This is a genomic window from Neorhizobium sp. CSC1952 (assembly GCF_030378245.1).
GTDB classification, from domain to species: Bacteria; Pseudomonadota; Alphaproteobacteria; order Rhizobiales; family Rhizobiaceae; genus Neorhizobium; species Neorhizobium oryzae_A.
The window spans coordinates 1671867-1687214 of the sequence record NZ_CP128416.1 but is presented as its reverse complement, the minus strand read 5'-3'; the positions used below and the strand labels follow the sequence as shown (position 1 = coordinate 1687214).

At 62.6% G+C, this 15348-nt stretch carries 13 protein-coding genes; 8 read left to right on the top strand and 5 right to left on the bottom strand.

Features of this window, described 5'->3' with window-relative positions; genetic code table 11:
- The first annotated feature begins 4 nt into the window (after nucleotides 1-4).
- From QTA58_RS08565 to QTA58_RS08550, 4 genes are read left to right on the top strand one after another with little or no spacing between them, the layout of a single operon-like run.
- Nucleotides 5-979: an ABC transporter permease gene (locus QTA58_RS08565; protein ID WP_085421695.1), complete on the top strand. Its 975-nt coding sequence runs from the start codon at nucleotides 5-7 to the stop codon at nucleotides 977-979.
- Nucleotides 979-1917 carry an ABC transporter permease gene (locus tag QTA58_RS08560; RefSeq protein WP_289672449.1) on the top strand — a complete coding sequence of 313 codons (939 nt, stop codon included), beginning with the start codon at nucleotides 979-981 and terminating at the stop codon, nucleotides 1915-1917. The genes QTA58_RS08565 and QTA58_RS08560 overlap by 1 nt, the downstream gene beginning before the upstream one ends.
- A gap of 3 nt (nucleotides 1918-1920) precedes the next feature.
- Nucleotides 1921-3726, top strand: a complete 1806-nt coding sequence (locus tag QTA58_RS08555) for an ABC transporter ATP-binding protein (RefSeq protein WP_289672448.1) — start codon at nucleotides 1921-1923, stop codon at nucleotides 3724-3726.
- A gap of 14 nt (nucleotides 3727-3740) precedes the next feature.
- On the top strand, nucleotides 3741-4673 hold the full coding sequence (locus QTA58_RS08550) for a ribokinase (protein WP_289672447.1): 933 nt from the start codon (nucleotides 3741-3743) through the stop codon (nucleotides 4671-4673).
- Here the strand turns inward: QTA58_RS08550 and QTA58_RS08545 are convergent.
- The 5 genes from QTA58_RS08545 to QTA58_RS08525 all read right to left on the bottom strand — a co-directional run bounded on the left by QTA58_RS08545 (nucleotide 4657) and on the right by QTA58_RS08525 (nucleotide 11285).
- Complete coding sequence (locus tag QTA58_RS08545) at nucleotides 4657-6516, bottom strand: ABC transporter ATP-binding protein (RefSeq protein WP_289672446.1); 1860 nt, start codon at nucleotides 6514-6516, stop codon at nucleotides 4657-4659. The two genes, QTA58_RS08550 and QTA58_RS08545, sit on opposite strands and share 17 nt — an antisense overlap.
- Before the next feature lie 159 nt (nucleotides 6517-6675).
- A complete protein-coding gene (locus QTA58_RS08540) occupies nucleotides 6676-7752 on the bottom strand; it encodes an alcohol dehydrogenase family protein (RefSeq protein WP_289672445.1) in 1077 nt (358 codons plus the stop codon).
- 12 nt (nucleotides 7753-7764) lie between these two features.
- Nucleotides 7765-9144, bottom strand: coding sequence for an aspartate aminotransferase family protein (locus QTA58_RS08535; protein ID WP_289672444.1), 1380 nt, complete (start codon nucleotides 9142-9144; stop codon nucleotides 7765-7767).
- A 29-nt stretch (nucleotides 9145-9173) separates the two neighbouring features.
- On the bottom strand, nucleotides 9174-10670 hold the full coding sequence (locus QTA58_RS08530) for an NAD-dependent succinate-semialdehyde dehydrogenase (RefSeq protein WP_289672443.1): 1497 nt from the start codon (nucleotides 10668-10670) through the stop codon (nucleotides 9174-9176).
- A gap of 120 nt (nucleotides 10671-10790) precedes the next feature.
- Nucleotides 10791-11285, bottom strand: coding sequence for an Lrp/AsnC family transcriptional regulator (locus QTA58_RS08525; protein ID WP_085421701.1), 495 nt, complete (start codon nucleotides 11283-11285; stop codon nucleotides 10791-10793).
- A gap of 87 nt (nucleotides 11286-11372) precedes the next feature.
- On the opposite strand from QTA58_RS08525, the gene QTA58_RS08520 reads away from it, so the two are divergent.
- The 4 genes from QTA58_RS08520 (at nucleotide 11373) to ehuC (ending at nucleotide 15348) form a co-directional block, all read left to right on the top strand.
- Nucleotides 11373-12758 carry a PLP-dependent aminotransferase family protein gene (locus tag QTA58_RS08520; protein WP_289672442.1) on the top strand — a complete coding sequence of 462 codons (1386 nt, stop codon included), beginning with the start codon at nucleotides 11373-11375 and terminating at the stop codon, nucleotides 12756-12758.
- Between the two features lie 122 nt (nucleotides 12759-12880).
- Complete coding sequence (gene ehuA, locus QTA58_RS08515) at nucleotides 12881-13666, top strand: ectoine/hydroxyectoine ABC transporter ATP-binding protein EhuA (protein WP_289672441.1); 786 nt, start codon at nucleotides 12881-12883, stop codon at nucleotides 13664-13666.
- Between the two features lie 60 nt (nucleotides 13667-13726).
- Nucleotides 13727-14572, top strand: coding sequence for an ectoine/hydroxyectoine ABC transporter substrate-binding protein EhuB (ehuB, locus tag QTA58_RS08510; protein WP_085421704.1), 846 nt, complete (start codon nucleotides 13727-13729; stop codon nucleotides 14570-14572).
- A 116-nt stretch (nucleotides 14573-14688) separates the two neighbouring features.
- Complete coding sequence (ehuC, locus tag QTA58_RS08505) at nucleotides 14689-15348, top strand: ectoine/hydroxyectoine ABC transporter permease subunit EhuC (RefSeq protein ID WP_289672440.1); 660 nt, start codon at nucleotides 14689-14691, stop codon at nucleotides 15346-15348.

Genomic DNA, 15348 nt, shown 5'->3' with positions numbered 1-15348 from the left:
CCCTATGAGCGGTTATCTGCTAAGCCGGTCGATACAGACCATTCTGACCCTTTTCGTCATGTCGGTCCTGGTGTTCGTCGGACTTTATCTCGTCGGCAATCCGGTCGACGTGCTGCTGAGCCCGACGGCGACGCCGGCCGAGCGCCTTCAGGTCATCCAGTCCTTCGGGCTCGACAAGCCGGTCCTGGAACAATACTGGCTTTTCCTCACACGTGCATTGTCGGGCGATCTCGGCAATTCCTTCGTCTTCAACCAGCCAGCCCTGACCCTGATCCTGAACCGCATGCCGGCGACGCTGGAGCTTGCCTTCGTGGCGCTGGTCATGGCGCTGATTGCCGGAATTCCGCTCGGCGTCTATGCCGGTCTGAAGCCGAAGGGATTGATCTCGAAGTCGATCATGACCTTCTCGATCCTCGGCTTCAGCCTGCCGACCTTCTGGATCGGCCTCGTGATGATCATGTTGTTCAGCGTACAGCTCGGCTGGCTGCCGGCATCGGGCCGTGGAGACACGGTGCCGGTCTTCGGCGTCCCGGTCAGCCTCTTCACGCTGGATGGCCTCTCCCACCTTCTGCTGCCCGCGTTCAATCTGGCGCTCTTCAAGATCTCGCTTGTCATCCGCCTGACCCGCGCGGGCGTCATGGAGACGATGCAGCTCGATTTCGTGCGCTTCGCCAGGGCCAAGGGGCTCACCGAACGCCGCATCGTGCTCGTCCACGTCCTCAAGAACACGCTGATCCCGCTGATCACGGTGATCGGCCTTGAGCTCGGCTCCCTGATCGCTTTCGCCGTCGTCACCGAGACCATCTTCGCCTGGCCCGGAATGGGCAAGCTGATCATCGACGCCATCGCCGTTCTCGATCGCCCGGTCATCCTCGCCTACCTGATGATCACGGTCGTGATGTTCAGCGTCATCAACCTGCTCGTCGACATCCTCTATTCGATCGTCGATCCACGCGTTCGTCTTGAAGGGAATTCGTGATGAACCAGGAGACAAACACGACCACCTCCGTTCACGTCGGCAATAATGGTGGCAAACCGCCCGTATCCCGCTCGCCCTTCCGCCAGACGATCTCGGCCTTGCTGCAGGATAAACTGGCGCTTCTCGGCATCGTGCTGGTGCTGATCTTCGTCATCGCGGCAGTTCTGGCGCCGGTCATCGCGCCCCAGAACCCTTACGATTTGTCGCAGCTCGACATCCTCGACGGTCGCTTGCCGCCGGGTTCGGAAAGCATGAACGGGCTGGCCTATGTGATCGGCACCGACGACCAGGGCCGCGATCTTCTGAGCGCCATCCTCTATGGGCTGCGTACCAGCATTCTCGTCGGCATATCGAGCGCCGCGATCGCGCTGGTCGTCGGCGCGTCGATCGGGCTTGTGAGCGCTTATGCCGGCGGCCGTGTCGATTCCGTCCTGATGCGCATCGTCGATATCCAGCTCAGCTTTCCGGCGATCCTGATCGCCCTGATCTTCCTCGCCATCCTTGGGCAGGGCGTCGACAAGATCATCCTCGCGCTCATCGTGACGCAATGGGCCTATTACGCCCGCACCATCCGTGGATCGGCGCTCGTCGAACGCAAGCGTGCCTATGTGGATGCCGCCCGCTCCATGGCGCTGCCAGACCGGCGCATCCTCTTCCGGCATATCCTGCCGAACTGCCTGCCGCCGCTGATCGTCGTGGCCACCATGCGCGTCGCCTATGCCATCATGCTGGAAGCGACCCTCTCCTTCCTCGGCATCGGTCTGCCGGTGACGGAACCGTCGCTCGGGCTGCTGATCTCGAACGGCTTCGAATATCTTCTCTCCGGGGATTACTGGATCAGCTTCTTCCCCGGTCTTGCGCTGCTGCTGCTCATCGTCGCGATCAACCTGATCGGCGATGCCCTGCGCGATATCCTCAATCCCCGGCGGGAAGGCTGAGTCATGACCAAACCGGCACTTTCTATCTCCAACCTCACCACCTCCTTCCGCGTCGACGGCGAGTGGCAGAACGTCGTCCGCGACGTGAGCTTCGATATCGGCGAAAAGGAAACCGTCGCGGTCGTCGGCGAGTCCGGCTCGGGCAAGAGCGTGACCGCCATGTCGATCATGCGGCTCCTTTCGCCGGCCAATTCCCGCGTCACCGGCAGGATCGAGTTCGAGGGCAGAAACCTCCTTGATCTTCCGCTTGGCGAGATGCAGTCCATTCGCGGAAACCGCATCGGCATGATCTTCCAGGAGCCAATGACCAGCCTCAATCCGGTGCTGAGGATCGGCCAGCAGATCACTGAGGTTCTCGTACAGCATCGCGGCATGACGTATTCTCAGGCGGAAGCCGAAGCCGTCCGGCTTCTGGAGAAGGTTCGCATTCCGTCGGCCAGGTCGCGCCTCAACGAATACCCGATGAACTTCTCCGGCGGGATGCGCCAGCGCGTCGTGATCGCGATCGCGCTTGCCTGCGATCCGAAGCTCCTGATCGCCGACGAACCCACCACGGCGCTCGACGTCACTATCCAGGCGCAGATCCTGGAGCTCATCAAGACGCTGCAGGAAGAGGAGGGCATGTCTGTTCTCTTCATCACTCACGACATGGGCGTGGTGGCCGAAATTTCCGATCGCACCGTGGTCATGTATCGTGGCGAGGCCGTCGAGAGCGGCACGACACGCGGCATCTTCAAGGCGGCGAAACATCCTTACACCCGCGCGCTTCTGTCCGCGGTTCCGCAGCTCGGTTCCATGCGTGGCCTCGAACGGCCACTCCGCTTTCCGCAGGTTGATATGAAGACCGGCGAGATCCAGCCGGTTAAACCGACCGAGGACACGGTGAAGCGGAATGCCGATCCCATCCTCAAGGTCGACAATCTCGTCACTCGCTTCGCCATCAAGAAGGGTTTCCTGCGCAAGACGATCGGCCGCATCCACGCCGTCGAAGGCGTTTCCCTCGAATTGCGGCAGGGCGAGACGCTGTCGCTCGTCGGCGAATCCGGCTGCGGCAAGTCGACGACCGGCCGATCCATCATCCGGCTCACCGATCCGACAGCCGGCGAAATCCGCATCGACGGAAAGAATGTGCTCGGCGCCGGAAAGTCGCAGTTGGCGGATATACGCCGCGAAGCGCAGATGATCTTCCAAGATCCGTTCGAAAGCCTCAATCCGCGCATCAGGATCGGCGAGGCGATCGCGGAGCCGATCATCGCGCATGGGCTTGCCACCGCTGCGGAGGCGAAGAAGCGTGTCGGGGAACTGCTGGAACGGGTCGGTCTCTCCGCATCGATGGCGAACCGTTTTCCGCATGAGTTCTCGGGCGGCCAGCGTCAGCGCGTCTGCATCGCAAGAGCCCTTGCGCTCGAACCCAAGCTGATCATCGCCGACGAATCCGTTTCGGCCCTCGATGTCTCGGTCAAGGCCCAGGTCATCAATCTCATGCTCGACCTGCAGGAGAAATACGGGCTCGGCTATCTCTTCATCTCCCACGATATGGCCGTCGTGGAACGGATCAGCCACCGGGTGGCGGTGATGTATCTCGGTGAAATCGTCGAGATCGGCCCTCGGCAGGCCGTCTTCGAAAATCCGCAGCACGAATACACGAAGCGGCTGATGGCGGCGGTGCCGATCGCCGATCCCTCGCGCCGGCAGACGCGCCGGATTTCGAGCGACGAGATCAAGAGCCCTTTCCGCACGGTCGACTATGCACCGCCGCAGCGCCGCTATCAGGAGGCCGGGGACGGGCATTTCTTCCAGGTCGCGTAACAGGAGATTATGCCGTGATAGTCACCTTCGGTTCGATCAATGTCGATTTCGTCTTTTCGGTCGCGGCCATGCCGCAGCCGGCGCAGACGCTGTTGGCGACCTCATTCCGTACGGAGGCAGGCGGCAAGGGTGCGAACCAGGTACTGGCGGCGGCACGCGATGGCTCCGAAGTCGTCATGGTCGGTGCCGTGGGGGATGATCCTCTCGCCGAGGTCGCGATGAAGAACCTTGCCGGCATTGTCGATATCCGCCGTGTTGAAAGGGCGCCCGTTCCAACGGGTTGCGCGTCGATTTTGATCGACGGTGAAGGTCGCAACATGATCGCGGTCGCCGCCGGTGCCAATCTCGCGGCTTCCTCGGATGCCCTGAACGATGATCTGCTCGGCAGAGCCGATATCGTGCTGATGCAGATGGAGAACGACCGCGAGGAAACGGCCAAACTGATGCGGCGCGCCCGGAACGCCGGCAAGATGTCGATCGTGAATTTGGCGCCGGCGGTTCGGCTTGAGCCTTCATTGCTCTCTCTTTGCGACCTGCTGGTCGTCAATGAAGACGAAGCGGCTGCTCTGGCGGATTGGCTGGACTGCGGCCCCTCGGCATCCGAGATTGCGCGCAGGTTGAATACCGGGGTCCTCCGCACTCTCGGTGGTGACGGTGCCGAAGCCTGCTTCAAGGGCGAAGAAATCCGCGTCTCCGCCATGCCCATCGACGTCGTGGACACAACTGCGGCGGGAGACTGCTTCGTCGGCGTTCTCGCATCCGCGCTCGATCGTGGCTTGCCACTCGAAGCGGCCATGCAACGCGCCGCTGTCGCGGCGGGGATTGCGTGTTCCCGGGCCGGAAGCCAGGCGAGTATTCCGGTTGGCGAGGAGACCGATCGGATGATGATTCTGCAGAGCACGGATCGGCATGCCGATGGTCGGGCAAGGCTCATTCGTCCTCTATGACGTCGGCGATGTAGCCGCCGGTCTGCCGTTTCCAGAGCCTGGCATAAAGCCCGTCACGCGCGAGCAGCTCGTCGGGCGTTCCTTCTTCCACGATGCGGCCTTTGTCGAGCACCACGATCCGGTCCATCTTCGCGATCGTCGAGAGGCGGTGGGCGATGGCGATCACGGTTTTGCCGTCCATCAGCAGGGCCAGCTTGTCTTGAATGGCAGCTTCGGATTCGCTGTCCAGTGCGGACGTTGCTTCGTCGAGCACGAGGATGGGAGCGTCCTTGAGAAGCACCCTTGCAATGGCGACGCGTTGCCGCTGGCCGCCGGATAATTTGACGCCGCGGTCGCCGACAAAGGCTTCATAGCCGGTACGGCCTTCTTTGTCGGTAAGCTCGGCGATGAATTGATCCGCCTGCGCAGCCTTGGCTGCCTGCTCGATTTCATGGCGTGACGCATCCGGGCGGCCGTAACGGATGTTGTCGCCTACGGAGCGATGCAGCAGCGAAACCTCTTGGGAAATGACGCCTATGTTCTCTCTCAGGCTCGCTTGAGTTACCGAGCGGATGTCCTGGTTGTCGATGAGGATCGAGCCGCTCTTCAAATCGTAGAACCGCAGAAGCAGGCTGACCAATGTCGTCTTGCCGGCACCGGAAAGACCCACCAGCCCGACCTTTTCGCCGGCATGCACCGTTAGTGTCAGGTGATCGATGACCCTTCGGCCCGCCCGGTATTCGAAATGAATGTTCTCGAAGCGGATTTCGCCACGGGTGACGGCAAGCGGCGCGGCATCCGGCGTATCGATCACAGTCGGAGGCGTCGTCATTACCGGCATTGCGTCCCGGATCGTGCCTACCGCCTGGAAAATCTGCTGGCCCATCTGCAGGAAGGCCCGTGCGTTGCCCGACAGCCGTTGTGCGATGTAGATCGCGGCTACGAACTGGCCGGTGCTGATGAACCCGTCGATCATGCCCCAGAAGCCGACAGTCAGCATGGCGAACCACAGAGAAACATTGAGGGTGAGGATGCCGGTATCGGTCGTAAGGTAGATACGCCGCTCCTTCTGCTGGGTTTCCACCGCATTCACGAAAACGCGGCGCAGCGCTCCCGCTTCGCTATCTTCGGCGGCGAATTGTTTCACCATCTGGATATTGCTGTAGAGGTCGGTCATGGAGCCGACCACCAGGCTCCGCTGCCGGGCGGAAAGCCGGGACCGTTCGGCAAAATACGGTACTGCGATCACGGCAATGCCGACACTTGCGACGATCCAGAGAAAGACCGGCAGGGCGAGCGGCCAGGCAACCGTACCGAGCAGCAGCAGCGATCCGGTAAACTGGACGAGGAAATGCGGTATGGTCTGGAAGGCGACGACGACCTGCTGCTGGACGGCGGAGGCGACCTGCGACAGGCGCGAGGCGACCTGGCCGGCAAACAGGTCGTGGAAAAAGCCCAGATCCTGCTTTTCGACGGCCTTGTGCCCCTGCCACTGGATCGCCACCGGCATGCAGACGGCGACCGCCTGCGAGGCGAGCGCATTGGCGAAGAATGCGAAGAGGGGCAGAACCGGAAAGATCAGCACGCCGAGGATGGTGAGCAGAGGCCACTCGTCCTGCAGGAAAGCCCCCGCTCCCTTCGAGGTAACACCATCCACGATGATCGACAGACCCCAGATGACCGTGAGATTGATGCCTTCCACCAGCATGGCGAAGACGGCGATCGAAATGAGGATCCCGCGGAACATCCGGACGAAATGGAGAAGCAGGGTGAAAGGGCCTCGCGAGGGTAGCGGCTTATAAGGGATATCGAGCGGACGGATCAGCGTCTCGAAGGGCCGGTAAATGAAATCCAGAAATGACATGGCACCCAAGGCAAAATGCAAAAGACGGAGAATCGCCTGCATTTAACCATGAATCGCGGCGAGCGCGAAAACGCCGTCAGCAATTGCGCCGAAATCGCTTCATGCGATCGCGGTGAACGACACGCGCATCGAAGCGGCCCGGGCGCAATCGATCTCGGCTTACCGTTGATCGGGAACGACAACCAGTTTGCCGATGAAGTTCTTGGCCATGAAGTCGCCCTGCGCGCGATGGAATTCGGACAGCGGATAGACGCCTCCGACGATCGGCCGGATCTTCCCGCTTTCGATATAGCCGACGAGGCGGCGGAAATCGGCGCGGCTTCCCTGGCTGGAGCCGTGCAGCTCAAGCTGCTTCAGATACATCGTTCTGAGGTCGAGCTGCACGACCGGTCCGGCGATCGCGCCGGCGGTCGTATAGCGGCCTTCGGGGCGAAGAATTTTCAGGAGATCGTTGAACATGGGGCCGGCCACCAGATCTGCGATCACATCGATCGGCGCACCGCCCGCCGCCTGGGCCACGGCTTCGACAAGATCGCCTTTGCCGCGCGTCACCACGGCTTCGGCTCCGATATCGATGAGCGCCTTTTCCTTGCCCGGGCCGACCACGGCGATCGGAATGGCGCCGCGCGCCCGAGCCAGCTGAACGATCGCCGAGCCGACGCCGCCCGAGGCCCCGGTAACGAGCACCCGCTCGCCGGCTGAAAGCCTTGCCCTTTCCAGCATCCGCTCGCCGGTGAGGTAAGCGCAACAGAAGGTCGCAAGCTCGATATCGCTCATATCCGTATCGACCACATGGGCGTTTTCGGCGGGCAGCGCCATGTACTCGGCATAGCCGCCGTCGCGGCCATGGCCCATGTAGTCGATATCCGCAAGACTGTCGTCCTCGCGATTATAGATGGAGAAATCGACCATCACCCGCTCGCCGATCCGCGCCGGATCGACACCCTCTCCGACGGCGACGATGTGACCGACCGTGTCGGTGCCCTGGATGCGCGGGAACGTGAGCGTATTGCCCTGCCGCCGCCATGTGGAGACGGCGCCCGGATCGTCCTCCGTCCCATAGGCGCCCTCCCGTACCCAGACATCGGTGTTGTTCATGCCGCAAGCGGTCACGCGGATGAGGACTTCGCCGGCTGCGGGCCTGGGCACGGGAACATCCTGCCGATAGACGAGCTTGTCGAGGCCGCCATGGCCGGTCAGCAAAACGGCTGCCATCGTTTCCGGTATGGAATTCATCTTTCTGCCCCGTCAGCGGTTTGCAAGGATACTATCGATTGCATCAGCCGTGGCCTTCACGACGATATCCGCCTCCTCCCGGGTGAGGCAGAGCGGCGGCGCGAAGCCGAGGATATCGCCTTGCGGCATGGCGCGGCCGATGACGCCCCGCTCCAGCAGTGCGGCCGCGATCTGCGGACCGATCTTTTGAGAAGGATCGAAAAACCGGCGGTCGTCCTTGTCTTCCACGAATTCCACGGCCGCCATGAGGCCGTCGCCGCGCACCTCGCCCACATGCTTGTGGCCGCCGACCGCCTTCGCCAGCTCGGACCGGAAATAGGCGCCGGTCTCGCCGGCATTCTGCACCAAACCCATCTCATCGATCAGTTCGAGATTGGCGATGCCGGCCGCCGCGCAGATCGGATGGGACGAATAGGTCCAGCCATGGCCGATCGCGCCGAGCTGATCGGAACCCTGCACCAGAACCTGCCAGAATTTCTCGGAAATGATCGTGCCGGAGAGCGGCGCGTAAGCCGAGGTCAGTCCCTTGGCGATGGTGATGAGATCGGGCTTCATGCCGTAGTGATCGGAGCCGAACATGGTGCCGAGGCGGCCGAAGCCGGTCACGACCTCGTCGGCCACGAGCAGGATGTCGTACTTCTTGAGCACGGCCTGGATCTTCTCCCAATAACCCTTCGGCGGCGGCACGATGCCGCCGGTGCCGAGGATCGGCTCGCCGATGAAGGCAGCGATCGTCTCAGGACCTTCCGAGAGGATCAGTTCCTCCAGCTTGTCGGCGCAATATTGCGAGAACTGCTCCTCGTTCATCGAACGATCCGGCCGGCGGAAGTAATAGGGTGCTTCGGTATGCAGGATCGGCACGCGCGGCAGGTCGAAGGCGTTGTGAAAGAGTTCGAGGCCGGTGAGGCTGCCGGTCATGACGCCGGAGCCGTGATAGCCGCGCCAGCGCGAAATGATCTTCTTCTTTTCCGGCCGTCCGAGGATGTTGTTGTAATACCAGATCAGCTTGATGTTGGTCTCGTTGGCGTCCGAGCCCGATAGGCCGAAATAGACCCTGGACATGCCTTCCGGCGCGCGGTCGATGATCATCTTGGCAAGCGTGATCGAGGCTTCCGTGCCGTGCCCGACATAGGCATGGTAATAGGCGAGGTTGCGTGCCTGTTCGGCGATCGCATCGGCTATCTTCTGGCGGCCGTAGCCGACATTGACGCAGTAAAGCCCTGCAAAGGCATCGAGGCTGGTGCGGCCGTTCTGGTCGGTGATGTAGACGCCTTCGCCGCTGCCGATCACCCGCGTCGGCGTTTCGCCGCGCGCGTGCATGCCCATATGGGTCGAAGGATGGAAGAAATGGTCCCGGTCCCAGGCGGTGAGTTCGTTGTTTCTTTCGAGCATTGGCTTTTCCTTCAGGATTGCGGGACCGCTCAGCCGGCGGTGTCGATGCAGAGATATTTGAGTTCGGTGAAGGCCTCGATGCCGTGGCGGGAACCTTCCCGACCGAGACCGGACTGTTTCCAGCCGCCGAAGGGGATCGGCCCGCCGGTGATCTTCACGCGGTTGATCGCGACCATTCCGTATTCGAGCGCGCGGCCGAGGCGCATCTGCCGCGCGCCGTTTTCGGTGACCGCATAGGCGACAAGGCCGTATTCCGTGTCGTTGGCGCGGGCGACAGCCTCCTCCTCGGTATCGAAGGCGGTGACGGCGGCGACCGGTCCGAAGGTCTCCTCGCGCATGATGGCCGCATCGGCCGGTACGTCGGTGAGCAGTGTTGGTTCGAAGAAAAGGGAGTCGGCCTCGTGGCGCTTGCCGCCGATAAGCAGCTTGGCACCCTTGTCGAGCGCGTCCTTCACCTGCGCCTCGACTTTCGTCACCGCCCGCTCGTGCATCAGCGGGCCGATTTCGACGCCTTCGGTCAGACCGGCCCCCACCTTCAAGGCGGCAATCCGCTCGGCGAAAGCCTTGTTGAAGGCATCGAGGACGGGTCGCTGGACGAATATCCGGTTGGCTGCCAGGCAGTCCTGTCCGGAGGTCGCAAATTTGGCGGCAATCGCGATATCGGCGGCCCGATCGATATCGGTGTCGTCGAAGACGATGAGAGGCGCGTGCCCGCCGAGCTCCATCACGAGCCGCTTCATCGTCGGCGCGCACTGCGCGGCGATCAGCCGGCCGATCTCGGTGGAGCCGGTAAAACTCATTGCCCTGACCCGCGCATCTTCGCAGAGCCGGCCGACGATGGGCGCAGCGTCACCGGTGACGACGTTGAACACGCCCGCGGGCATTCCTGCGCGTTCGGCAAGTTCGGCAAGCGCCAGTGCCGAAAGCGGCGTTTCGGAAGAGGGATGTGCGACGACCGTGCAGCCGGCGGCAAGTGCGGCGGCGACCTTGCGGGTGACCATGGCAGAGGGGAAGTTCCAGGGCGTCACGATGCCGGCGACGCCGAGCGCTTCCCGCCGCACGATCATCTCCGCGCTGGCAAGATGGCTGGTGACGCTCTCCGCGTTCACCCGCTTGCCCTCTTCGGCATACCACTCGATGAAGGAGGCGGCGTAGTCGATCTCCCCGCGGGATTCGGCAAGGGGTTTGCCCTGTTCCAGCGTCATGAGGAGGGCGAGGTCTTCCCTGGCGGTGAGCATCAGACGGTGCCACTCCTTCAGGATCGCCGCCCGTTCCTGCGGCAGCTTCGACCGCCAGGCAGGAAAGGCGGCAGCGGCGGCGTCGATTGCGGTACCGGTCTCCTCGGCGCCAAGGCTCGCGACCCAGGCAAGGGTTGCGGAGGAGGCGGGATCGGTCACCTGAAAGCTGCGGCCTTCGGCGCCGGAGACCCAGCGCCCGCCGACATAAGCGAGATCGCGCAGCAGCTGGCGGTCGCTGAGCCGCGTCAGGGCCTCGTGATAGGCGGGGCGTGCAAAAATTGCGGTCATGGCCAGATCCTCGTTCGGCTCGTGGCTCAAGTATCGCCTTGCCGGAGCGAGAGATTGTCCATTCCGCGGCAGGAAAAGAGAGAGATGGTCTAAACTGGCCGGGCCTCGAGGAGAAACTGTCTATGGCCGCTCGCCGGCATCCGTCTCGAAGAGAGCGGTGACAGGCACGCCCGTTTCCTCCTTCACCGTCTTCGTCACGATATAGGTGAAGTAGCGCTCGATACCGAGCTCGCGGTCGAGCAGGCCGTCGATCAGGCGCTGATAGGCGTCGATGTCGGGGGTGACGACCTTGGCGATGTAATCGACGCCGCCGCCGACCGACCAGCACGCGGTGATCTCGGGAATGGCCGCCACGGCCCGTTCGAAACGGTCGAAATCGCTCTGGCGATGGTTGGCGAGCGTGATCTCCACCATGACGCTGGCGATCGGCGCGATCTTCCGGGGGGCAAGCCGGGCATGATAGCCGGTGATGATGCCCGCCTTCTCCAGCTTGCGCAGGCGCATCCAGCAGGGCGTCGGCGAAAGGCCAACCTTTTCGGCCAGCGCCAGCTTGGTGATCCGGCCATCGCCCTGGACCGCTTCGAGAATTCGGAGGTCGATGGCGTCGAGTTTCATGCGGTTCCCTTGTGCGGTTGTTGAGAAAGACAATGAAAATTCGTTTTGCCATTGTCAATTGAACTGATTTTAAGCACAGTCAAAATCATGACAAATTGGCGTCCCGATCCGTCCCAGCTCCGCCGACCGGCCTATCTTTCGCTTGCCGAGCAGATCGCGCGCGCCATCCAGGAGGGAAAGCTCGCCAACGGGACCAAGCTGCCGACCCATCGCCGCATGGCGGACGATCTCGGCCTTTCGGTCCAGACGGTGAGCCGCGCCTATGACGACCTCATCCGCCGGGGGCTGATCTCCGGCGAGATCGGGCGGGGCAGCTTCGTGCAGACGCAGACGCCGGAGCCCGAACCACCCTATCTGCCCGAAAGGCTCGGTGAGGTCATCGATCTTTCGATCCTGAAGCCCGTTTGCGAGCAGATCCATGTCGAGCGGATGCGGCAGGCCTTCGCCTGGCTTTCGGAAAACCTGCCGGCGAGCTCGGCCCTGTCGTTCCGGCCGAACATGGTGTTTCCCCGCCACCGCGCCGTTGCGACCGAATGGCTGGCGCGCTGCGGCCTGGACGTGTCGCCGTTGAACGTCAGCCTGACGAACGGAGCAACGTCGGGAATGACGGTTGCATTGATGAGCGTCGCGCCTCCCGGCTCGACCGTCGCCACGGAAGCGGTCAGCCATCATACGCTCGTGCCGCTGTCCACCTATCTCGGCCTGCATCTGGAAGGGCTGGCGATCGATGAGGAAGGGATGATCCCCGAGGCGCTGGACGAGGCCTGCCGCAAAGGGCCGATCCGGGCAATCTTCCTGCAGCCTTCGGTCATCAATCCGATGGCGGCGCTGATGAGCGCAAAACGCCGGGAAGCGCTGGCGGCGGTAGCCGCCAGGCATGACATCGCCATCATCGAGAACGACATTCTCGGCCCGATGGTCGAGGATCGCCCGCCGCCGGTGGCCGCCTTCGCGCCGGAACGCACGCTCTATGTGACGACTTTCACCAAGACGACGGTTCCCGGATTACGGATCGGCTATCTTGCCGCGCCAGACCGTTATGTCGCGGCCGTCGCCAATCGCCATCTGGTTTCCAACTGGATGGCAACGCCGGCAATGGCGGAGATCGCCACGCGCTGGGTGAGCGACGGCACGGCAATGGAACTGGTCAACTGGCAGCGACGCGCACTCGCCAGCCGTCATGCCATCGCCGCTGAAATGCTGGCGGGTCTGTCCTACCGCACGCATCCGCAAAGCCTGCACGTATGGCTGCCGCTCTCCTGCGGTCATACGGACGAGGCCTTTGTGGCGCAGGCGCGGTTGCGCGGCGTCGGTATCGCGCCGGGCAAGTCGTTTCACACGACGGATCACGGCTGGACGCCGGCCGTACGCATCTCCCTGGGATCGACGACGGAAAGCGAGCTGCGCACGGGGCTCGGGATCGTCGCCTCCCTGGCACAGGGAAATCCCGAAGAGCTGCTGCTTGCGATTTGACGCAAGCGCCTGCAGTTTGTGCAGGTGGATAAATATTGTCATGATATTATTTTCCGAATTGACATGATTTCCTGACCCCGTCATCGTTGATGCATTGCTTGTCTCAACAGGGAGAGACATGAATGGCGTCGCCCATCATCCGCATCGACAACATCGTGAAGAGGTTCGGTCCGCTGACCGTTCTCGACAGCCTGTCGATCGATGTGATGCCGGGAGAGAAGCTGGCGCTGATCGGGCCTTCCGGCTCGGGCAAGACGACGATCCTGCGCATTCTGATGACGCTGGAAACGATCAGCGGCGGCCATATCGAGGTCGATGGAGAGCAGCTCTATCACATGAAAAAGGGGGCCGACCTGGTTCTCGCCGACGAGCGCCATCTGCACCGCATGCGCAAGAAGATCGGCATGGTCTTCCAGCACTTCAATCTGTTTCCCCACAAATGCGTCCTCGACAACGTCACGCTCGCGCCGATGCTGACCCAAGGGGTATCGCGCGCCGATGCGGAGAAACGAGCTATGGAACTGCTCGACATGGTCGGCATGGCGGATAAGGCCAAGAGCGTGCCGGCGCAGCTATCAGGCGGTCAGAAACAGCGTGTCGCGATCGCCCGCGCTTTGGCGCTCTCGCCCAAGATCATGCTCTTCGACGAAGTGACGTCCGCGCTCGATCCGGAACTGGTCGAGGAAGTGCTGAGCGTCATGAAGCGGCTCGCGGCCGAGACCGACATGACCATGCTTCTCGTGACGCACGAGATGGGGTTCGCCCACGATTTCGCGGACCGCGTGCTGTTCTTCGATCGCGGCAAGATCGTCGAGGAAGGCAGGCCGGAGGAGATCTTCCGCAATCCAAGGCAGGAACGCACCCAGATCTTTCTGCGCAAGATCATAGCGGCGGGGCACCGCGTCTGACCGCCGGAGGCGGTGACATAGCCCGAAGAATAAATAGGAAAACCAGAGGAGTAGGGAACAATGAAAACGAGAATTCTCGCGACCGCTGCCAGCATCGCGGCCCTCGTCGCCGTTGCCGGCGGCATGTCTGCATCCGCAGCCGACCTGGAGGAGCTGAAGGAACAGGGCTTTGCCCGCATCGCCATCGCCAACGAGCCGCCCTATACGGCGGTCGGCGCCGATGGCAAGGTTTCGGGCGCGGCGCCCGATGTCGCCCGCGTCATCTTCGAGCGTCTCGGCGTCAAGGAAGTCGTGGCCTCGATCTCCGAATATGGCGCGATGATCCCCGGCCTGCAGGCCGGCCGTCACGATGCCATCACCGCCGGTCTCTTCATGAAGCCGGAGCGCTGCAACGCGGTCGCCTATTCCGAGCCGATCCTTTGCGACGCGGAAGCCTTCGCCGTCAAGAAGGGCAATCCGCTGAAGCTGACGAGCTACAAGGACATCGCGGACAACGCGAACGCGAAGATCGGCGCGCCTGGCGGCGGCACCGAGGAGAAGCTCGCGCTCCAGGCCGGCGTGCCGCGTGACCGTGTCATCGTCGTTCCGGACGGCCAAAGCGGCATCAAGATGCTCCAGGACGGCCGCATCGATGTCTATTCGCTTCCGGTCCTTTCCATCCATGATCTCATGGACAAGGCGAAGGATCCGAACCTCGAAGTCGTCGCACCGGTGGTCGGCGCGCCGGTCTATTGCGACGGCGCGGCCTTCCGCAAGCAGGACGTGGCGCTCCGCGATGCCTTCGATGTGGAACTCAAGAAGCTGAAGGAATCGGGCGAGTTCGCCAAGCTCATCGAGCCCTACGGCTTCTCCGCCAAGGCCGCGATGTCGACGACCCGCGACAAGCAGTGTGCTGCCGCGCAGTAAGATTTGCCCTTATCCTGGCTCTCTCCCCGTCCCGATCTTGTCGAAGGCGCGGGGAGGAGCTGCCGGCAGGCGGATGAGGGGCAGACCCACCGAAAGAGACTAGGAACCCAGGCCTGATGATCGATTGGTCCGGCTATTTGTCGCTGATTCTGGAAGGCGCACTGGTGACGCTGCAACTGACCGTCATGGGGTCGGCTCTGGCGCTGGTGATGGCTTTCCTGGCCGGACTCGGCCGGCTCTCGCGCTTCTTCGTCGTGCGGGCGCTCGCGACGACCTATATCGAGTTCTTCAGGGGCACGTCGATCTTCGTGCAGCTCTTCTGGGTCTATTTCGTCCTCCCCTTTGCGGGTTTCACCCTTACGCCGCTGCAGGCAGGCGTGCTGGCGCTGGGGCTCAACGTCGGCGCCTATGCAGCCGAAGTCGTACGCGGTGCCGTCAAGGCGGTCGGACGGGAGCAGACGGAGGCCTGTACCGCCCTCAATCTCTCCCGTTACCAGCGCATGCGCCATGTGATCCTGCCGCAGGCGCTGCCCCTGATGCTGCCGACCTTCTGCAACAATGCCATCGAGCTCCTGAAAGGCACGGCGGTCGTGTCGCTGATCTCGCTGACGGACCTGACCTTTCAGGCGCAGGTCGTCCGCGCGCAGACCGGCAACACGCTTATTCCCTTCACGACGATCCTCATTCTCTACTTCGCCATGGCCTGGGTCATCTCGGTTTCCATGCGCTGGCTCGAACGGCGGATGACGCGCAACCTCGATGGCGTGAGGATCTGA